Source organism: Serratia sp. 25CWL12 (assembly GCF_055790885.1).
Map to the genome: position 1 here is coordinate 237,311 of NZ_CM147698.1, position 20,573 is coordinate 257,883.

Sequence of the window (20,573 nt, forward strand, 5' to 3'; positions counted from 1 at the left end):
ATCGGTCATTAGTATGCCCATGGTCGGTTTTGGCTCGGGTATCTTGAGCTTAAGAACCTGGTCAACAACCACAGATATTTGAACCGTAGGTAACGGTTATTAGTTCATCCAGCGGCTGTTTTTACGGCGTGGCACCAGGCGAGGCAGCAGTAGGCCAATCAGTAACCCCATACCCGCGACGCCACCACCGTACATAAACCACTGCAGAATAATGGTCCGTTGTTTGTCGTCAAGCTGCAGGTTAACCGCATCTACCTTTTTCTGCGCTACAATCAACTGATTCTTTAGATTCTGGTTTTCTTGGCGCAAACTATTGATGGTGCTGTCGCTGGTGGCGACTTTCTGCTGCATGTCGGCGGTACGTTGGTTCCAGCTGTTATCAATGTTGGCTAATTTATCGGTCAGGTCTTTCACCTGCTGTTCTAACAGTGGTACTTGCGTGCGCAGGCTGGGTGTTTGACTTAGTTGACTTAGTGGGATCCAGACCGTGCGCCCTTTGGCATCACGGATCTGCCCGTAACTATTACTGTCATTGACGTTCAATAGCGTGACTTCTTCGCCGGCATTAAGTGTGCCGACAACACGAAATTGGTTACCTGGGCCACTAAGGACATAGGTGTTTAATTCATCGGAGATATAGCGTTTATCTTCGGCATGTGCGCACCAAGTGATGCTAAAACTGAATATGGTAAGTCCAATCAGGCGTAATTTCGGCATAGTTTGATCGTTTCTGTGTGGATTTATGGAAAGATAGTAGAGTGTTAAATCTGAAGGTGCAACGGCAAAACCGGAATGAAAGCTATCTTTCCGGGGGAGATCTCATCCTTAGCTTGATTCAAGTTGCAGAATACCCGCAAACTTGCGGATGATTTGACAGGGTAAGCTGAGCGGAATGTGAGTGGTTGGTGTCTTTATATAACTGGCATGATTTAGAGTATAAAAACAAAATGAGTGTTGAAATAGAACTGAAGTTTATTGTTTCCCCCACTGCGGTCGATACGCTTTCCGAGCGATTTGCGGCCTGGCCTAATGAGCATGTGGCACCGCAGCAGCTAACCAATATTTATTATGAAACTGCCGATAACTTTATGCGCAACCATGATATGGGTTTGCGTATTCGTGGTTGTGATGGCAAATACGAGATGACCCTTAAAACCGCCGGTTCGGTGATTGGGGGGCTGCATCAGCGGCCAGAATATAATGTTGCCATCGCTAAACCCACGCTGGGCTTGAAAAAATTCCCTGCGGATATCTGGCCAGAGGGTTGCAAGTTGCTGCCGTTGCAAAAGGCGTTGCAGCCGCTGTTTCGCACTGATTTTGTGCGTGAGAAGTGGGTGGTTACTTACGGTAACAGCGAGGTCGAGATTGGCTTTGACCAAGGCGAAGTACGTGCAGGTGAGGACAGTGAAGCCATATGCGAACTGGAGCTGGAGCTGAAAAGTGGCGAAACGGCGGATTTACTGGCTTTGGCGGCAAAATTGGCTGAACAAGGTGGTTTGCGGCAGGGGAGCCTGAGCAAGGCTGCTCGCGGTTACCACTTGGCGCAAGGTAATGTCCCCCGTGAGCGGCAGCCGCTAAAGGTACTGAAACTGGCGGCCAAATCCACCGTGGAACAGGGAATGGTGGCTGCCTGTGAGCAGGCGCTGAGTCATTGGCAATATCATGAAGAGCTCTGGTTACGTGGTGACCAACAGGCCCGTCACGGGGTGATAGAGGCGATAGCGTTGATTCGCCAGGCGCTGGTGTTGTTTGGTGGTCTGGTGCCTCGTAAAGCCAGTACGGATTTACGCGCCTGTTTGACGGCACTGGAACCGTTGCTGGAGGCAAAAACCACCGAGCCTCAGGTGTTGTGTTACAGCCCAGAGTACCTGCAAGGTAAGTTGGTACTTACGTCGTGGTTAGTGACCGCTGCATGGCGACCCTTTATTGATAGTAAAGCACAGGTCAAGCTGGGCGGTTCCTTCAAACGTTTCTGCGATATTATGTTGGCGCGCTGTGTGGCGGAGTTGAAAGCGGCTTTCGCGCAGAAACTGAGCGAAGATGATTACCAAGAGCAATTGCCACGTTTGACCCGGCAGGTACTGTCGTTGCTATTACTGTCTGGCGCTTATCCTGATAGCGAAACCGAACCCTATATTGCGGGTTGGCGTGAGTTGCAATCTGCTGTCGCCGAGAATCGCCAGGGCTGGTATGAATCTTGTCGTAAACAGGCGCTTTCCCATGCGTCGTTTTGGTTAAGTTAAAGGGTCTATACCCAAGTTTATTAATCATGGCTGGCAGGCCACAGCACAGGTCCATCACTATGTTGCCACTCTCTGCTGCATTACAGCGCCAGGCACAGAATATTGTGCAGCGTTTTCAGGAAACGTTGGGTGCCGAAATGGTGCTCAGTAACACCGAACAGGCTGTTCTGGTGTCGAGCGATTTTGTCAGTGACATGTTGCTTCACCACCCGGAATGGTTAGAGACGCTGCGCAAGCAACCGCCAGTGGCGGATGAGTGGCAGCATTATGCCGCCTGGTTGCAGGACACACTTGAAGACGTGCGTGACGAAGGGCAGTTAATGCAGGTATTGCGCCTGTTCCGCCGTGAAAGCCTGGTGCGCATTGCCTGGGCGCAGGCCCTACAGTTGTGTTCAACGCAAGATACACTGCAGCAGCTGAGCGCCTTGGCGGAAACGCTGATCGTCAGCGCCCGTGACTGGCTATATCAAACCTGTTGTTGCGAGTGGGGGACCCCTTGTAATGCGCAGGGCGAACCCCAGCCATTGCTGATCCTGGGGATGGGCAAGCTGGGCGGCGGGGAGCTGAATTTTTCTTCTGATATCGATCTGATTTTCGCCTATCCGGAAAATGGCCACACTAAGGGCGGGCGGCGTGAGTTGGATAATGCCCAGTTCTTTACCCGTTTGGGGCAACGGGTGATCAAGGTGCTGGATCAGCAAACTATTGATGGTTTTGTCTATCGTGTCGACATGCGCCTGCGGCCCTTTGGTGATAGCGGCCCCTTGGTGATGAGCTTTGCCGCGCTGGAGGATTATTACCAGGAGCAGGGGCGGGATTGGGAACGTTATGCCATGGTGAAGGCGCGGTTGATGGGCGGCGCGGAAGACCCTTACAGTCAGGAACTGCGTAACCTGTTGCGGCCCTTTGTGTTCCGTCGCTATATCGATTTCAGTGTGATCCAGTCGCTGCGTAATATGAAGAGCATGATCGCCCGTGAAGTGCGGCGGCGGGGGTTGAAAGACAATATCAAGCTGGGTGCTGGCGGTATTCGCGAAATTGAGTTTATTACTCAGGTATTCCAATTGATCCGCGGTGGGCGTGAGCCGGATTTACAAGGGAGTTCGCTGTTACCCACGTTGCAAGCCGTGGGGGCGTTAGGGCTGTTGGCTGAGCAACAGGTTGCTTCACTCAGTGAGAGCTATCTATTGCTGCGGCGCTTGGAGAACCTGCTTCAGGCGATTGGTGATCAACAAACGCAAACCTTGCCGCAGGATGAGCTGGATCAGGCTCGCTTGGCTTGGGGGATGGGGCAAGCGGATTGGCAAGCGCTGGTCACTCTGCTGGATAACCATATGCAGCAAGTTCGAGCAGTGTTTGATGAGCTGATTGGTGACGACAGCCCGGATGTGGGTGAAGATCCCAACTATCAGCATTTCCATAGCCTATGGCAGGATGCGCTGGATGAGAACGAACTGGCCCCTTTGACGCCCCATCTGAATCCAGAGTCGCGCAAGCAGATGCTGCATACCATTGCCAGCTTCCGTCATGATGTAGACAAGCGGACTATCGGTCCACGTGGGCGAGATGTGTTGGATCAATTGATGCCACGCCTATTGGCTGAAGTGTGCCCACGTCATGATGTGACCACGGTGTTGGTGCGCTTGAGTCAATTACTGCTGAGCATTGTTACTCGCACCACCTATCTTGAACTGCTGATGGAAAACCATGCGGCCCTTAGCCACCTGATTCGTCTTTGTGCGGCATCACCGATGGTCACCAGCCAATTGGCACGTTATCCGCTACTGTTGGATGAGTTGCTGGATACCTCCACGCTGTATCAACCGGTGGCTCCAGGGGCGTATTGCAGTGAATTGCGCCAATACCGCCTGCGGGTCCCGGAAGATGATGAAGAGCAGCAGTTAGAAGCATTGCGCCAGTTCAAGCAGGCGCAGCAATTGCGTATTGCCGCCGCAGATATTGCTGAAGTTCTGCCAGTGATGAAAGTGAGTGATCACTTAACCTATCTGGCAGAAGCCATCATTGATACGGTGGTGCAGCAGGCCTGGATGGATATGTCTGCCCGTTACGGTCAACCCACCCATTTACATGAGCGTGAGGGGCGCGGGTTCGCGGTTATCGGCTACGGTAAGTTGGGGGGCTGGGAATTGGGCTATAGCTCAGATCTCGATCTGGTCTTTCTGTTGGATTGCCCACCGGAAGTGATGACTGACGGCGAACGTTGTATTGATGGTCGCCAGTTTTATCTGCGCTTAGCACAACGAATTATGCATCTGTTCAGCACCCGTACCTCTTCCGGTATTCTCTACGAGGTGGATGCCCGCCTGCGCCCTTCCGGTGCGGCGGGGATGCTGGTGAGCACGATAGAGGCGTTTGCTGACTACCAGCGTAACGAGGCCTGGACATGGGAACATCAGGCGTTGGTGCGGGCGCGTATTGTCTATGGCGACCCGGCATTGCATCAGCAATTTGACCACATCCGCCACGAGATTCTGTGTAAACCGCGCGAGGTCACCAAACTGCAACAAGAAGTGCGGGAAATGCGGGAAAAGATGCGCCACCATTTAGGGAGTAAGCAGCGTGATCTATTTGATATCAAAGCCGATGAAGGTGGCATCACCGATATTGAATTTATCGCCCAATACCTGGTGTTGCGTTACGCCGGGGGGGAACCGCGTTTAACGCGTTGGTCGGATAATGTGCGGATCTTTGAGCTGATGGCCAATTATAACATCATGTCGGAACAGGAGGCGCAGGCGTTAACCATGGCCTATGTCACCATGCGTGATGAAATTCACCACCTGGCACTGCAAGAACAGTCCAGTAAAGTCAGTCAGACGTTGTTTGCGGCTGAGCGTGATCAGGTATGTGCCAGTTGGCGTAAATGGTTGGGGTAATTTGTCGTCAGTTTTTACGGCTACTTCGGCTTTTATGTTAATATTCGCCAAATTTTTTTTGTACTCATCATATGGCTAGCGGCAGTGAGCGAAGGGGTTCCTGCCGCTTGAATCATGAGAAATATCACTTGTTGGGAGTTATTGGATGAAAGTGACACTGCCAGATTTTCACCGTGCCAGTGTATTGGTGGTGGGTGACGTCATGTTGGATCGCTATTGGCACGGGCCGACCAGCCGTATTTCACCGGAAGCGCCGGTGCCGGTAGTCAAGGTTGAGGCTATCGAGGAGCGTCCAGGTGGTGCAGCGAACGTGGCGATGAATATCGCTTCGCTGGGTGCCAACTCTCGTCTGGTCGGGTTGACGGGGATTGATGATGCAGCACGAGCCCTGAATACCAAACTCAGTGAAGTGAATGTGCGCTGTGATTTTGTGTCGGTGTCCACCCATCCTACGATTACCAAGTTACGGGTACTTTCCCGTAATCAACAGTTGATTCGCCTCGACTTTGAAGAAGGCTTCTCTAACGTTGATCAACAGCCGATTTTTGATCGCATCCAGCACGCTTTGCCACAAATTGGTGCGCTAGTCTTATCGGATTACGCCAAAGGGGCGTTGAGCCAGGTACAAGGGATGATCCAGTTGGCGCGTGCTGCCAAGGTACCGGTATTAATTGACCCTAAAGGCTCCGATTTTGAACGTTATCGCGGGGCCACCTTATTGACGCCAAACCTGTCTGAGTTTGAAGCGGTAGTGGGTCATTGCAAGAGTGAAGCCGAATTGGTTGAGCGAGGCATCAAGCTGGTGGCGGAGTATGAGTTGTCAGCATTGTTAATTACCCGTTCAGAACAAGGGATGACCCTGTTACAACAGGGGCAGGCTCCGCTGCATTTGCCTACCCTGGCGCAAGAAGTGTTCGACGTGACCGGCGCCGGTGATACGGTTATCGGTGTGTTGGCCGCGGCACTGGCCGCAGGCAATACCTTGGAAGATGCCTGTTTCCTGGCTAATGCTGCCGCTGGTGTGGTGGTCGGTAAATTGGGTACCTCCACCGTTTCCCCTATTGAGCTGGAAAATGCCATTCGTGGCCGGGCAAAAACCGGTTTTGGTGTCATGAGCGAAGCTGAACTGAAAAAGACCGTGGCACAGGCGCGCCAACGGGGTGAGAAAGTGGTGATGACCAATGGCATTTTCGATATTCTCCATGCCGGCCATGTCTCTTACCTGGCAAACGCCCGCAAATTGGGCGATCGCCTGATTGTTGCAGTGAATAGTGACGCGTCCACTAAACGCCTGAAAGGGGAAACCCGGCCAATTAATCCGCTGGAAAACCGCATGGTGGTGTTGGCTGCACTGGAAGCTGTCGATTGGGTGGTGTCGTTCGAAGAAGATACCCCGCAGCGTCTTATCGCCGATATTTTGCCTGATCTGCTGGTCAAAGGTGGCGATTATCAACCGCATGAAATTGCCGGTAGTGTTGAAGTCTGGGCTAATGGTGGTGAGGTCAAAGTACTAAACTTTGAGAATGGGTTATCAACGACCAATATCATTAAAGCCATCAAGGACCGTTCCAGCAACTAAGGGCCATTAACTCGGCTACAATTTGTTTGTATGGTGGCTGGGTTTACAAGGCGGTGTACAGTGAGCGGACTAAAGCAAGAACTCAGTTTGTTACAAGGCGTGGGGCTGTTGTCCACTTCACTGTTGGGTACCGGGGTCTTTGCCGTACCCGCCTTGGCTGCACTGGTGGCGGGAAGTGACAGCCTGTGGGCTTGGCCAATATTGTTGATATTGGTCTTTCCGATTGCCATTGCCTTTGCCGCATTGGGGCGCCATTTTCCCAGTGCCGGAGGGGCTGCGCACTTTGTTGGTCTGGCGTTTGGCCCGCGAATGGCCAAAGTCACCGCCTGGCTATTTCTTTCCGTGATCCCGGTGGGGTTGCCTGCGGCCTTGCAGATTGCGGTGGGTTTCTGGCAAGCGGCATTTGGTTGGGGCTCTAATCAATTACTGTTGGTTGAAATTGCCACACTGGTGGTGATTTGGTTACTGGGCCTACGTAGTGCTGGTTCCAGCGCGAATATTCAGACGTTGATCGCTCTTTTGGTGATCGCATTGGTGGTGGCGATCTGGCTGCAAGGGGGGATCACCCCAGCACAGATCGCTTGGCCAGCTATCCACGATATCTCTTCAACTAATATGTTCCACGCACTTGCCGTGATGTTCTGGTGCTTTGTCGGGCTGGAGGCTTTTGCTCATCTGGCGACAGAATTTCGTAACCCGGAACGGGATTTTCCCCGGGCGTTGCTGGTGGGGTTGACGGTCGCGGGGGCGGTCTATTGGGGCTGTACCGTCGCGGTGTTGCATTTCCATGCATATAGTGAGGATCAGGCAGCGGCGGCTTCACTGCCAGGCATAGTGGTGCAGCTCTTTGGCGAACATGCGTTATGGGTTGCCTGCATCATCGGTTATCTGGCTTGCTTTGCCAGCGTGAATATTTATACCCAGAGTTTTGCCCGGCTGGTGTGGTCACAAGCACAACAGAGGCCCGCGAGCCCGTTAGCTAAACTCTCCGCTGGGCAGGTTCCCGTTAATGCACTGAATGCGGTGGCAGTCAGTTGCCTGAGCTTTACCTTGCTGATTCATACCCTGGAATTGCCGTTGGATATGTTGTTGGTCTATGCCAATGGGATTTTTGTGCTGATTTATCTGTTGTGTATGCTGGCGGGCTGGCGGATATTACAGGGGCGCTCCCGGCTGATGGCGATTGTCGGCTCGTTACTGTGCTTGCTGTTGCTGGTGATTATTGGCTGGGAAAGCCTGTATGCACTGGGAATGTTCGTGGTTATCTGGCTGGTGATGCCGCGTAAGCTGCCAGCGGTGGTCCGCAAGCAATAAGCAAAAGCCACATTTATTGCGAACCGACAGTTATTGCGCACCCACATTTATTTATTGCGCACCACATTATTGCGAACCCACCTAGAGGGGTTCGCACCTGATAATGATGGCGGAGAAATCCGCTATTACTCTTCGGGTTTGGTGACTACTGCGCTGTGGCGTTGGTTTTCCAACTCAGACAGGCGCTGTTCCAGCAGAGCCAGTTTTTCACGGGTGCGCAGTAATACTTGGGTCTGAATATCAAACTCTTCGCGACTGACTAAATCCAGGCGGGTCAGTTGTGCTTGCAATACCTGGCGGACTTTTTTCTCAACGTCTTCCCCGAATTCACGGACGCCTTTAGGCAGCGATTCTTGTACTTGGCGTGCGATCTGTTCAATTTTTTTCGGGTCAATCATGGTGGTGTTTCCCTTTCTGATATTGGGTGGCTACCGTCTAGTGTAATGCGTGTTGCCTGCCAGATAAACTATTAACCTCTTGCGATGAACTCAGTTGAAAGAGGCAGTGGATAGGTTTATAGTTTGTAGGCTTATTCTCAGGGCGGGGTGCAAGTCCCCACCGGCGGTAAATCATCTTTTACGGTGAAAGCCCGCGAGCGCTCAGCCTGTCTCTTTGGAGTGGGTTAGAGGTCAGCAGATCCGGTGTAATTCCGGGGCCGACGGTGATAGTCCGGATGGGAGAGAGTAACGACACCTGCCGGGCCGAAGCCCGCTTGCGTTATTTTTTCGGCTATTGTGATGGCCACTCCTCAAGATCGCCCTGATTCTGGTAATCCATAATATTAATGAGGTTTTTTTACCATGAATCAGACTCTACTTTCAGATTTCGGTACGCCGTTAGAACGCGTTGAACATGCTCTGGAGGCACTGCGTAATGGACGTGGTGTGATGGTGCTTGATGATGAGAATCGTGAAAACGAAGGTGACATGATTTTCGCCGCAGAAACCATGACCGTTGAGCAGATGGCGCTGACCATTCGCCATTGCAGCGGTATTGTGTGCCTCTGTATCCCCGAAGAGCGTCGTCAGCAGCTTGAATTGCCGATGATGGTCAGCAATAACTCCAGCCAATTCCAGACGGCGTTCACCGTGACCATTGAAGCGGCACAAGGTGTCACCACCGGTGTTTCTGCGGCTGATCGCCTGACCACTATCCGTGCGGCGATTGCCGATAATGCCAAACCCAGTGATTTGCATCGCCCTGGTCATGTTTTCCCACTACGTGCGCAACCCGGTGGCGTATTGAGCCGTCGAGGCCATACCGAAGCAACGGTTGATCTGGTTTCCCTGGCAGGGTTTAAACCCGCAGGTGTGCTGTGTGAGTTGACCAATGATGACGGCAGCATGGCTCGTGCCCCTGAAGTGATCACCTTTGCCAAGCAACATGACATGGTGGTGTTGACCATCGAAGATCTGGTGGCTTACCGTCAGGCACAGGAAAAAAAAGTCAGTTAATTGACTGATGAATATAAAAAAGCCGCGATGCGGCTTTTTTATTGGCTGAAAACAGTAATTCAAATTTATTGAAAATCTTTATCATACTTATCTGACTTTTTTAACCGCATGAAGAGCGTAATGTCATCAGCAGACGAATTATTATTCTAACCTGAGGGTAATCTATGACCACTTCTCGTATGCCCGCTCTTTTTCTTGGCCACGGTAGCCCGATGAACGTGTTGGAAGAAAACCGTTATACGCAGGCATGGCGTGCGCTGGGTGAACAATTGCCAAGGCCCAAGGCGATTGTGGCTATTTCTGCTCACTGGTACCTGCAAATGACCGCAGTCACCGCAATGGCTCAGCCGAAAACCATCCACGACTTTGGTGGTTTTCCGCAGGCATTGTTTGATATCCAATATCCGGCACCCGGCTCGCCTGAACTGGCGGCAGAACTGCAACGTTTACTGGCCCCGGTTAAGGTTATCGCCGATAGCAGCGAGTGGGGGCTTGATCATGGTAGCTGGGGCGTTTTAATCAAGATGTATCCACAAGCGGATATCCCGGTGGTGCAATTGAGTATTGATGCAACCCAGCCAGCAGAATATCACTATCAACTAGGCCGTAAGCTGTCAGCCCTTCGTGATCAAGGAGTGATGCTGGTGGCCAGTGGCAATGTGGTACATAACCTGCGTATGCTGAAATGGCAGCAAGATGTCAGCCCCTATCCATGGGCGGAGTCTTTTAACCAATATGTCCGTGACCATCTTGATTATCAGGGTGAACATCATCCGTTGGTGAATTATCACCAGCATGAAGGGGCGATGTTGTCGAACCCAACGCCAGAACATTACCTGCCACTGTTGTACATCCTAGGGAGTTGGGATGGCAATGAAGCGATGTCGATCCCGGTTGATGGGATCGAAATGGGGGCCCTCAGCATGCTGTCGGTACAGGTAGGTTGATGCTAGTGGCACCATAAATACGGTAGTTGTAACCGGGAGCGTGGTTGTCAGGGCTCACATTTGCGTTGATTGTGGTTTCAAATGCGAGCCGTAACAACGATGACGCCACGCCCGAAAACATATTTTTCCAGCCCTGAATGATTGATGCCATCCAGCATTGTCATCAGTTGCTCGCTATGCACTCGCGCTGCCGCAATTCCCGCCCACAGGCAACGGAAATTAAATCAGTTCTTAAGCTGCTTTAGCGCAGTGGCCCAATCTTCGAGGTGGTGAACCCGTACGATCTGGCCGTTGTCGATTTCATGGATGTCGGTGGTGTCGATTTTGAACGACTTGCTGCCATCCAGTTCCATACCCATGAAATTACCTTTTGGTGTACCGGTTGCCACTGAGCGCACGACGACTTTTTTTCCATCTACATCGATCACCCAATCTTGCGGTTCCCATTTCAGATCGGGGATCAATTGCCAGAAAAAACCAACTTGTTTTATCAGCGTCGCTTTGTCTTTGACTTCTTGGCTGTTGATGGATTGGAAATTATCTGCAAGGATTTTTTCTAACACGGCAGTGGCGGTGGTGTCTTGATTGACAGTCAATGCCTGATGGTAGAATGGGGCCACGATTGCTTGAATTTCGTCTTTAGTCACTTTAAATACTCCTGATGGTAATGAACAGATTTATTCGGATGTCGATGCATCTGAATGTTTGGCGTTAATGAATTTAGACAATGCCTTTTCGCGTTGCCGCACTTTGCAGAGCAATTCCTCATCTCGAATTACCTTCAACGTGCCTGGCATGCTGAGTTCATCTCGGATTACCTTGGCGGCCGCACCACAACAAGGGCTGTGGGCGACACCAATCACAATTTTCCGCCTTCGTTTTGACAGCGACCATGATTATGTAGAACCGTCATTTAATCGAGGTAAAAAAGCGGCCTTCGATGGTAAAATAGGGACAATTTTAAAAAAGGGTGAGCATATGACTTCATTTCAGTCTATTGAGCTAGTCAAATATTCGGCACCCTTGGATGTACAGGTAATACGATTTGCTGACTTGCGATCACGTGCCAAAACGGGACGTTGGCGGAACCTGCCTCATCGAGTGGATTTTTGCCACCTGATAGTCGTTACAGAAGGGGATTTCAGTCACTTGGTGGACTTTGTGCCTATACGATGCCGGGTCGGTAGTCTGCTTTTAGTCAAACCTGGTCAGGTGCATACTTTTGACTTTGAATCAGCATGGGATGGCTGGCTTGTTGTATTCAAACCAGAAGCCATACCGACAAGTCACGGACTCAGGCTGAACAACAACATTAATGATACTTTTGAGTTATTGCCGACTTTGATGGAACCCCCTGCAGATGAGCAGGAGGCTGTGCTGACGATCATTTCCCAAATGGTGCGTGATACTAGGAAATATAACGAGCAAGCTGAAGGGAATTTTTTGTTGAGAACGGCTTTGTTTTATTTACTGTTACGATTGCAGTTATTTGTTAGTAGCAGCGTCAATCCGCAAGATGCCATAGGCAAAGCCGCATCCAATAGATTTCAGCTTTTCAAGGCGTTGGTTGAAGAGTGGCTGCACACTCAACACCATATTCATCAATATGCGTTGAAATTGGGCTGTTCTGAAAAGAGCCTGAACCGTTCTGTTTTGGCTGTGACAGGCGTTACAGCCAAAACGTATTTAACTCAGCGCATTGTACTGGAGGCTAAACGTTTGCTGGTTCATACAATGCAACCCGTAGGTGGGATTAGCATCGATCTTGGTTTTGACGAACCAACAAATTTCGTCAAATTCTTCAAGCGCGAGGCAGGGATGGTGCCGATGGCTTTTCGCCGGCTCTACACGGGATTTGAGGACCACTAAATCGTTAGTCAAAATAGTAATTAGCAGGGGGGCTATGCTCCTGGTTTTTTTCTGCTGCAACTTAAATAAACTTGGGAATATGTCGTCGCAGGGTGCTGTTTCATTTACCGCCCCTGCGCTTAATGACCAACCAACGGATAGTGTTTGATACGGCATGGGTAATCGTCGCGGCCTTCTCCCTTACAGATACCATCAATATAACGATAGCGAATCTGCACCGACTCTCCTTTCTTCGGCCATTGGCGGCGGGGAACTATCTTTTGATAATCCGTTGTTTCAGGATTAAATGTGATTATTTCCCCCACGGTCGGGCACTCAACGCCGGCTGTTTCTGGGGTAACCCGCACTATTTGCGCCTCTAGTCGCGGGTAGTCCTTGGTTTTGATGGCGCGAATCTGTACATCAAGCAGACATATATTCCAGGTACTGGCAAAGGCTGCAGGAGCCAGCAGCGTAAATGCGAGTAATAAAATGCGCGGGGATTGTGTTCGCCACATCTTGGTATCCTTCTTCAAAGGCAACATCAATATCGATATCTCAAGGTGGAATATTATACCCCATATCCGCAAGATTTACGGATAACCAGCGAGGGGCAGAATAATGCGCTTTGGTGGTTCGTCATTCCCCCGGGCTATACAGCAGCTCCCCGGCTTTGCGGTCAGGTACTGTCTAGCCTGGTAATCCTCCACAGACCGCGCTTATTAAAGCCAACTCTTCCCGCATGACTACACGGGTTCAAAGGTAACGATCAAATTGGCAATTGATATTGTTATGTTATAACGTAATAATATCAAGGCGACCTTCAAATGTTTGTGCGGGATTACCGTCAACGAGCCCCGTAACGGAATTGGCGGGGTAAACACGATTAATGGATTATTGATGAAAGTATTGGGAGAACAGTGAGCAATGTCAGAGGTTTCACTAGGGATTACAAAAGATAGCCGATTACCTGTCACCGTGTTATCTGGCTTCTTGGGCGCAGGAAAGACCACGTTGCTCAATCATATCTTAAATAACCGCGAAGGCAGGCGTATTGCTGTTATCGTTAACGATATGTCAGAAGTCAACATTGATGCTTCTTTGGTTAGAGATGGCGGCGCAGCACTTTCCCGAACAGATGAAAAGTTAGTAGAGATGAGTAATGGCTGCATCTGCTGCACATTACGTGAAGATCTGCTACTGGAAGTCAATCAACTGGCCAAAGAGGGGCGTTTTGACCAGTTAGTGATCGAATCGACCGGGATTTCTGAACCTTTACCAATCGCAGAAACCTTTACCTTTGCTGGCGATGATGGAGAGAGTCTGTCACATATTGCCAGGCTGGATACCATGGTAACAGTTGTCGATGCTTGGAATTTTCTAAACGACTATGAATCTGAAGATAGTATTCAGTCACGTGGTGAATCTTTAGGTGAAGAAGACGAACGTAGTGTTGTAGATCTGCTTATTGAGCAAATTGAATTCTGTGACGTGCTTATTCTCAATAAAATCGACCTGATAGATAAGGATCAAAAAGAGAAACTCGTTGCTATTATCCGTTCCCTTAACCCCGTGGCAAAAATCATCAACGCACAATATGGTGTTGTTTCGCTAGAGCAGGTACTTAATACCGGTCTGTTTGATTTCGAGAGAGCAGCTCAGGCTCCTGGTTGGCTGAAAGAATTACGGGGAGAGCATCTTCCTGAAACTGATGAATACGGTATCTCCAGTTTTACATTCCGGGCTCGTCGGCCTTTTCACCCTGCACGCTTCTGGCAAATCATGGAAAATGAGTTGACCGGTGTCATCAGATCTAAAGGCTATTATTGGCTTGCAAGTCGCCCGGAATATGTTGGAACATGGTCGCAGGCGGGCGGTGTGGCACATCAGGGGTTAGGTGGAATGTGGTGGGTAAACGTTCCGCAATCGGAGTGGCCGACGGATACGGAATCTCTCGATTTTATCGCATCGCATTGGATTGATGATGTAGGGGATGCCCGCCAAGAGCTGGTTTTTATCGGGATAGATATGGATGAAAATGTATTACGCAGCCAACTTGATGCAGCGCTACTCACTGAGCAGGAAATGGCGGAAGGGCCCGAGAAGTGGCTCACCTACCCAGATCCTGTTTCCCCGTGGTTCGAAGAGTAATATCGCACGTTCAGTCTTATTAAATATCAATCTTATATACTCAATTAACTTGAAAACGCTTGATCAAGTCTATTATTAGGGGAAGCCTGTTGAAGGGGGCATTCAGGCAGCCTGTAGGGCGGGATGCAGGGATGTATCCCATCATAGCCCCTTAGTGGGTGGTCCTGCTTGGGCCGAATAACGCGGCATATACGGGTGTCGCCCGGTGCACACAACTTGAGTCTGATAAGCCATGAGAACACAATCAGTCAATATCACTCTGACGGGTATGATTAGCATCGGAGTCATAGGGTTACTGCTTACTTCATCGCTTTTTGTATTCGTTCGTTATTGGGCGGATTTTGTTCAGTTCTGCATTAATACCCAGATTTATATGCACCGCTCGCTGGTAAGTTACCTCCTGCAACTACGGGCGCATCAATATAATGGGGGAGTCATGTTAGTCTTGGGCAGTTTTGCCTATGGATTTCTCCATTCTATCGGGCCGGGGCATGGTAAATTTGTAATTACCACATATCTGTCCACTCATCGACAACAGTTGCCTCGCAGTCTTTTGGTGACCCTACTCGGCAGTTTGTTGCAAGGCTTGACGGCTATTCTGTTCGTTTTGATATTGGCGATTATCTTAAATTTTTCAATGGGTGACCTTAGCCTCAGTCGCTATTGGGTAGAGAAAGGGAGTGCCGTGCTTATCGCCTGTTTTGGTCTGATATTATTGCTGCGTGCCAGTGGATTTCGCCTAGATAAATCATTAATGACCAGACCACTGACGATCCGTACATTACAGCGATCATCCGTATTACCCTCTGCCGTTGCCCCACCAGCACATAGTCACGATGAAACGTGCGGTTGTGGACATCGGCATTTACCTAACGCCAATGAACTGGCGGGTGATTGGCGCCATACCCTTTGGGTCATTGCCGCTATAGGTGTTCGCCCTTGTAGTGGTGCGATCATGCTCCTGGTTTTTGCGAATGCAATGGGCATATTTACTTGGGGGGTTATTTCCGCCATGAGTATGGCGTTGGGTACCGCGCTATCAATCATGATTCTGGCAACCCTTGTGCACCATCTGCGGGAGCGTTTTATTAATACCAGTAGCACAGTTTTTAATGTTTATTTTCCGCAGGTTGCTCGAGTGATCATGATGCTCGGGGGGATCATACTAATGTTGTTTGCGTTAGTTTTATTCAACTCAGTGATTCCAGTCAGCTTAAATGGTGACTTTATTTCTGCAGGTTGTTAAGCGTGCATTTGAGAGGGGAAATTTGCATGTTGTCTATACTCGTCATACTTCAAGCTGCTTGGGTGTTAGCTGCACTCTGTCACCCCAGTCACATAGTCAGCTATGCTCCTGGGGACTCCATCGCTGGCTGCCTACACGCAACTTGAATTATTTAGTGTATACAATCTGGACCCGCCGAAAATGGGCGGTTTATCAAGGCATTATTTTATGCTTGCTATAATCGCTTCCACATTGCTGCACCAGTTATATATTTGCTGCTCCAGTTATATATTCGCTGTACCAGCCATATAGTGGACAATGCTCCTGGTGGCAGTGAACCTCATTTATGAGGTTATCCCTTGCGGGCTAACGCAAGTGTTGTTCAAAACGCTTGGCGTTTTGAACAACAACTCGAATTATTTAAAGGATAGTCATCAACCAAGAATAATATGCGGATAAAAACGCGACAGATCCTGAGTGATCAATTCACGGTCTTCACGCAGACCAATACCACAAGGTTGATCATTCACCAGCCAACTACCGATCAGCGTATAGCTGCCTTCAAACTGCGGTAGTGGACAGAATTGCTGCACAATCATGCCTTCTTCGCCATAAGGCCCATCAACACGCACCACTTCCTGGCCATTTTTCACGATCTGGATATTGGCTCCTTCACGGGAAAACAGCGGCTTGGTGACGTAGTGTTCCATCGGTGGATGATCATCTTCGGCGAAATAAGCAGGCAACAGATTCGGGTGGTCGGGGAACATCTCCCACAACAGCGGTAAGAGTGCTTTGTTGGAAATAATGCTCTTCCAGGCAGGCTCCAACCAGCGTACACCGGCATCTTCCAGCTTGGTAGAAAACATTTCCCGCAGCATAAACTCCCAAGGGTAGAGTTTGAACAGGTTACTGATCACTTGGTCTTGCTGGTCAGTAAACTGGCCTTTCTCACCCAGACCAATCTCCTCCATAAACAGGAATTCGGTCGGTAGCCCGGCTTCGAAAGCACAGTCCTGCAGATATTGCACCGTGCCGCGATCTTCCTCGCTGTCTTGGCAGCAGGCCAGATGCAATAGGCTAAAGCCATGGTGGGCTTGCAGATCGGCAAAACGCTCAATCAGTTTTTCTTGCAGACTGTTGTATTGATCGGATTGCGGGTCCAACTTACCGGCATTGATTTGGTCTTCCAACCATAACCATTGGAAAAAGGCCGACTCATACAGCGAGGTTGGCGTATCGGCGTTGTTCTCCAGCAGTTTTGGTGGGTTGACCCCATCATAAGCCAGGTCCAGCCGCGAATAGAGTGATGGCTGATGGGTACGCCAAGAGTTGCGCACGAAATCCCAGGTATGCTTTGGAATACGGAATTTGGTCATCAGCTCATCGCTGTTGACCACTTTTTCCACCACTTTCAGGCACATCTGGTGCAGTTCGGCAGTGGCCTCTTCAATCTCTTCGATTTGCGCCAGGGTGAACTGATAATAAGCATCTTCACACCAGTAGGGCTCGCTATACATGGTGTGGAAGTTGAAACCAAATTCAGTAGCTCTTTCCCGCCAGTCGGGGCGTTCGGTAATTGCAATGCGTTTCATGCATTAACCGCCCATGCTGCGTGAGCTCGAAGAGCTAGCGCTACTGCTGCGCTGCATACTGGTCTGTTTGGCAACGGTTTCACCAAAGCCACCACGGGTGATGGTGTTGGTCACTGCAGGTTTGGGGGCCATGGCGGTTTTCGGCACCGTCATGGTACGGCCACCCGCGGTTGCCGCACCATAATTCTTGCCGCTGGCATCAACGAACTTGCCATTTGCCGGGCTGGCGGCATTTTTAGAGGTAAAGAGCGGTTGTTGGGCATAACCGCCACCCATCATACGGCCCATCATATAGCCAGCCATCAGTGGCATCCAGAAGCTGCCGCTGCTTTGTGATTGTGCTGCCATGCCTGCCTGAGCCGGAGCCTGAGTACATTGCGACTCACCAAATTCGGCAACGCAATCTTCACGGTTGGCATATTTGGGGGCGGTTTTCTCTGCTTCTTTCAGGGCATTATTGTAGGCGGTGGTACATTGTTCACTCATTGATGGATTCGCGTGGGAACAATCGTCAGCGTTTTGGTATAAAGAGACGGTTTCATCCGCTTGTTCGCAGCCAGCCAACATAAAGACTGCGCTGATTGCCAAAGCCACCGGTGCAACACGGTAGCTGCGCCAGGATTTGCGGAAGGTTTCTTGGTTGATTTGTTTTGTCCGTTTCATGGTTGTTATCCCGTCATTCAGGCGGTATTCGCCGTTACTCAGTTATTGCCCGTAAGGATAGGGGAAATACGTTCACAATTAAAGCTGAAATGGTCTCTTTACGCAGTTATACGTTGGTGTGTGCGCCAGTTCGCTTTATGGGTAAAAATAACATTTTAATGTTACATAATGGAACATTTTTAGGCGTAGAGTGTTCCATTACGTAACGTTTTTTACTGCTATTCGCCGGACCGTATGCAGGACGTATAGTCGGGAATACACCAAGATGCAGGTATTGAAATGCATCTGCTTTAAGCCGATACCTGAACATTACAATCGTTAACTTTCCTTCAAGGAGTCAGTTATGTTGAGAATCATTCAATCACCAAGCAAATACATTCAAGGTCCAAATGCCTCAGCCTCTGTTGGTGAATATGCTAAATCACTTGCCGATAATTACTTTGTGATTGCCGACGATTTCGTGATGAAACTGGTCGGTGAGACCGTTCTGGGCAGTCTGCAGCAACAAGGGGTGAAAAATCACGCCTGTGTTTTCAATGGTGAATGTAGCCATAAAGAAATCAAGCGTTTGGGCGAAGAGTTACAGAAGCATGGCTGCAAAGGCGTGATTGGCATCGGTGGGGGTAAAACCCTGGATACTGCCAAGGCGGTTGCCTACTTCCAACATTTGCCAGTGGTATTGATGCCCACCATTGCATCAACCGATGCACCGACCAGTGCTTTGTCGGTGATCTACACCGATTCGGGTGAGTTCGAAGAGTATCTGATCTACCCAGCCAACCCCAATATGGTGGTGATGGACAGTGCCATTATTGCTAAAGCACCGGTTCGTCTGCTGGTATCAGGGATGGGGGATGCACTTTCGACTTATTTTGAAGCCAAAGCGTGTTTAGATTCCCAGGCCACCAGTATGGCAGGGGGGAAATCGACTCTGGCAGCACTTAACCTGGCCCGTCTTTGCTATGACACCTTGCTGGCCGAGGGCGTTAAAGCCAAGTTAGCGGCAGAATCGGGTGTGGTTACCGAAGCCGTAGAACGCGTTATTGAAGCCAATACCTACCTGAGTGGGATTGGTTTTGAAAGTAGTGGTTTGGCCGCTGCACACGCCATCCATAACGGTTTCACCGTGCTGGAAGAGTGTCACCACCTGTATCACGGCGAGAAAGTGGCATTCGGTACCCTGTCTCAGTTGGTATTGCAAAACAGCTCCATGGAGCAGATTGAAACCGTGATGGATTTCTGCCAGCAGGTAGGGTTGCCGATCACACTGGCTCAAATGGGCGTCAAGGGTGAGCTGAAAGAGAAAATCAGCAAAGTGGCAGAGGCGAGTTGCGCCAAAGGTGAAACCATTCACAACATGCCATTCACCGTAACACCAGATATGGTGCTGGCTGCTATTTTGACTGCCGATAAGCTGGGTACTGCCTGGCTCCAGGGGGAGTAATCCCTAACAGCCATCAATGGATGGGTCAGGGATGAAACAACGCCCAAGGATTGGGCAAGTCATGACCCCTACAGTTTGCATGACAATAGCGGGCGTACTTCTGGGACTTGCTGTTGCCAATCGAGGAATGAATGGTGAAAAAACTTATCAATAAAGTTGAGTCAGTACTTGACGAACAGTTACTGGGGATAGCAGAAGCACATCCAGAACTGGTCGTCCATCAGGAGCCGTTATTTGTCACCCGCAAAGCAGGCCCGACCATGGGGAAAGTGGCGATTCTCTCTGGTGGTGGCAGTGGTCATGAGCCAATGCACTGCGGTTTTGTCGGTGAGGGGATGCTTGATGGCGCTTGCCCTGGGGAGATTTTTACCTCGCCTACGCCTGACAAAATGTATGACTGTGGTCTGGCGATTGATGGTGGTGCCGGCGTATTGCTCATCATCAAGAACTATACCGGTGATGTATTGAATTTTGAGACCGCGACCGAATTGCTGCATGACAGCGGTGTTGCGGTAGCCACCGTGCTGGTTGATGACGATGTGGCCGTTAAAGATAGTCTGTTTACCGCTGGGCGGCGTGGTGTAGCCAACACGGTGCTGATGGAAAAACTGCTCGGTGCTGCGGCAGTCAGAGGGGATGACCTGGATGCGATAGTGGCGCTGGGCCACAAAATCAACAATCAAGGGCACTCTCTTGGGGTAGCGTTAGGTGCGTGCACTGTGCCAGCAGCCGGTAAGCCATCGTTTATTTTAGCGGATAATGAGATGGAGTTTGGTGTCGGCATCCATGGTGAACCGGGCATCGAACGGCGCTTGTTCACTTCCCTTGATAATACCGTGGATGAAATGTTCCATACCCTGATTGAGCATGGCCCTTATCAGCGCACGGTCCGTGTTTGGGATCGTCAAGCCGGCGAATGGCTTGATCAGCAGCAGAGTAAGCGTGCACTGACCCGAGGTGACCGAGTCATTGCCCTGGTGAACAACCTGGGAGCAACGCCGGTTTCCGAGCTGTACGGTGTCTATCATCGCCTGGTTGAACGCTGTGCGGAAGCCGGGATCACCATCGAACGTAATCTGATTGGCTCGTACTGTACTTCGCTGGATATGCAGGGTGTTTCCATCACCTTACTGCAAGTGGATGATGAGTTGTTGTCACTATGGGATGCGCCGGTGAAAACCCCTGCGCTGTGCTGGGGCTGAGGAGCAGAAAG

At 50.3% G+C, this 20,573-nt stretch carries 17 protein-coding genes and 1 riboswitch; of the genes, 11 read left to right on the top strand and 6 right to left on the bottom strand.

All coding sequences use genetic code 11. The annotated features are described in order from the left end of the window. Positions 1 to 99: 99 nt before the first annotated feature. Positions 100 to 717 carry a TIGR04211 family SH3 domain-containing protein gene (locus ACX9GV_RS01110; protein ID WP_023490362.1) on the bottom strand — a complete coding sequence of 206 codons (618 nt, stop codon included), beginning with the start codon at positions 715 to 717 and terminating at the stop codon, positions 100 to 102. 230 nt (positions 718 to 947) lie between these two features. Between ACX9GV_RS01110 and ACX9GV_RS01115 the strand changes: the two genes are divergently transcribed. The 4 genes from ACX9GV_RS01115 to yjeH all read left to right on the top strand — a co-directional run bounded on the left by ACX9GV_RS01115 (position 948) and on the right by yjeH (position 8,033). After that, complete coding sequence (locus tag ACX9GV_RS01115; RefSeq protein ID WP_473196749.1) at positions 948 to 2,243, top strand: CYTH and CHAD domain-containing protein; 1,296 nt, start codon at positions 948 to 950, stop codon at positions 2,241 to 2,243. A 59-nt stretch (positions 2,244 to 2,302) separates the two neighbouring features. Beyond that, complete coding sequence (gene glnE / locus ACX9GV_RS01120; RefSeq protein ID WP_473196750.1) at positions 2,303 to 5,140, top strand: bifunctional [glutamate--ammonia ligase]-adenylyl-L-tyrosine phosphorylase/[glutamate--ammonia-ligase] adenylyltransferase; 2,838 nt, start codon at positions 2,303 to 2,305, stop codon at positions 5,138 to 5,140. A 145-nt stretch (positions 5,141 to 5,285) separates the two neighbouring features. Continuing rightward, entirely contained in the window at positions 5,286 to 6,719 is a 1,434-nt protein-coding gene (gene hldE / locus ACX9GV_RS01125) for a bifunctional D-glycero-beta-D-manno-heptose-7-phosphate kinase/D-glycero-beta-D-manno-heptose 1-phosphate adenylyltransferase HldE (protein ID WP_473196751.1), read from the top strand. Between the two features lie 60 nt (positions 6,720 to 6,779). Then, complete coding sequence (gene yjeH / locus ACX9GV_RS01130) at positions 6,780 to 8,033, top strand: L-methionine/branched-chain amino acid transporter (RefSeq protein ID WP_473196752.1); 1,254 nt, start codon at positions 6,780 to 6,782, stop codon at positions 8,031 to 8,033. 125 nt (positions 8,034 to 8,158) lie between these two features. On the opposite strand, the gene ubiK is transcribed toward yjeH, so the two are convergent. Next, complete coding sequence (gene ubiK / locus ACX9GV_RS01135) at positions 8,159 to 8,431, bottom strand: ubiquinone biosynthesis accessory factor UbiK (protein ID WP_473196753.1); 273 nt, start codon at positions 8,429 to 8,431, stop codon at positions 8,159 to 8,161. A gap of 129 nt (positions 8,432 to 8,560) precedes the next feature. Further along, positions 8,561 to 8,722: riboswitch (FMN riboswitch) on the top strand. 111 nt (positions 8,723 to 8,833) lie between these two features. On the opposite strand from ubiK, the gene ribB reads away from it, so the two are divergent. Together ribB and ygiD are read left to right on the top strand one after the other, a co-directional pair. Then, positions 8,834 to 9,487: a 3,4-dihydroxy-2-butanone-4-phosphate synthase gene (gene ribB / locus ACX9GV_RS01140; RefSeq protein ID WP_473196754.1), complete on the top strand. Its 654-nt coding sequence runs from the start codon at positions 8,834 to 8,836 to the stop codon at positions 9,485 to 9,487. Positions 9,488 to 9,651: 164 nt separating this feature from the next. Then, positions 9,652 to 10,434 carry a 4,5-DOPA-extradiol-dioxygenase gene (gene ygiD, locus ACX9GV_RS01145; RefSeq protein ID WP_473196755.1) on the top strand — a complete coding sequence of 261 codons (783 nt, stop codon included), beginning with the start codon at positions 9,652 to 9,654 and terminating at the stop codon, positions 10,432 to 10,434. Positions 10,435 to 10,658: 224 nt separating this feature from the next. Here ygiD and ACX9GV_RS01150 read toward each other — a convergent pair whose 3' ends face one another. Further along, complete coding sequence (locus ACX9GV_RS01150) at positions 10,659 to 11,081, bottom strand: ester cyclase (RefSeq protein WP_473196756.1); 423 nt, start codon at positions 11,079 to 11,081, stop codon at positions 10,659 to 10,661. 67 nt (positions 11,082 to 11,148) lie between these two features. Between ACX9GV_RS01150 and ACX9GV_RS01155 the strand changes: the two genes are divergently transcribed. Then, the gene (locus ACX9GV_RS01155; RefSeq protein ID WP_473196757.1) at positions 11,149 to 12,303 is read left to right on the top strand and encodes a helix-turn-helix transcriptional regulator; all 1,155 of its coding nucleotides are present in this window, start codon (positions 11,149 to 11,151) and stop codon (positions 12,301 to 12,303) included. A gap of 119 nt (positions 12,304 to 12,422) precedes the next feature. On the opposite strand, the gene ACX9GV_RS01160 is transcribed toward ACX9GV_RS01155, so the two are convergent. Beyond that, positions 12,423 to 12,800 (bottom strand): hypothetical protein, encoded by a 378-nt coding sequence (locus ACX9GV_RS01160; RefSeq protein ID WP_473196758.1) that lies wholly within the window; start codon positions 12,798 to 12,800, stop codon positions 12,423 to 12,425. A 409-nt stretch (positions 12,801 to 13,209) separates the two neighbouring features. Here ACX9GV_RS01160 and zigA point away from each other — a divergent pair, with 409 nt between their 5' ends. Together zigA and ACX9GV_RS01170 are read left to right on the top strand one after the other, a co-directional pair. Further along, positions 13,210 to 14,433 carry a zinc metallochaperone GTPase ZigA gene (gene zigA, locus ACX9GV_RS01165; protein WP_473196759.1) on the top strand — a complete coding sequence of 408 codons (1,224 nt, stop codon included), beginning with the start codon at positions 13,210 to 13,212 and terminating at the stop codon, positions 14,431 to 14,433. 232 nt (positions 14,434 to 14,665) lie between these two features. Further along, the gene (locus tag ACX9GV_RS01170) at positions 14,666 to 15,679 is read left to right on the top strand and encodes a nickel/cobalt transporter (protein WP_473196760.1); all 1,014 of its coding nucleotides are present in this window, start codon (positions 14,666 to 14,668) and stop codon (positions 15,677 to 15,679) included. Positions 15,680 to 16,092: 413 nt separating this feature from the next. Here the strand turns inward: ACX9GV_RS01170 and ACX9GV_RS01175 are convergent, their stop codons facing one another. Together ACX9GV_RS01175 and ACX9GV_RS01180 are read right to left on the bottom strand one after the other, a co-directional pair. Then, positions 16,093 to 17,253, bottom strand: a complete 1,161-nt coding sequence (locus ACX9GV_RS01175) for a glutathionylspermidine synthase family protein (RefSeq protein ID WP_473196761.1) — start codon at positions 17,251 to 17,253, stop codon at positions 16,093 to 16,095. A gap of 3 nt (positions 17,254 to 17,256) precedes the next feature. Next, positions 17,257 to 17,916, bottom strand: a complete 660-nt coding sequence (locus ACX9GV_RS01180) for a DUF1190 family protein (protein WP_473196762.1) — start codon at positions 17,914 to 17,916, stop codon at positions 17,257 to 17,259. A 343-nt stretch (positions 17,917 to 18,259) separates the two neighbouring features. Here ACX9GV_RS01180 and ACX9GV_RS01185 point away from each other — a divergent pair, with 343 nt between their 5' ends. Both ACX9GV_RS01185 and dhaK read left to right on the top strand, forming a co-directional pair. Continuing rightward, entirely contained in the window at positions 18,260 to 19,360 is a 1,101-nt protein-coding gene (locus ACX9GV_RS01185; protein ID WP_473196763.1) for a glycerol dehydrogenase, read from the top strand. A 134-nt stretch (positions 19,361 to 19,494) separates the two neighbouring features. Continuing rightward, entirely contained in the window at positions 19,495 to 20,562 is a 1,068-nt protein-coding gene (gene dhaK / locus ACX9GV_RS01190; protein ID WP_037384675.1) for a dihydroxyacetone kinase subunit DhaK, read from the top strand. The last annotated feature ends 11 nt before the right edge of the window (positions 20,563 to 20,573 follow it).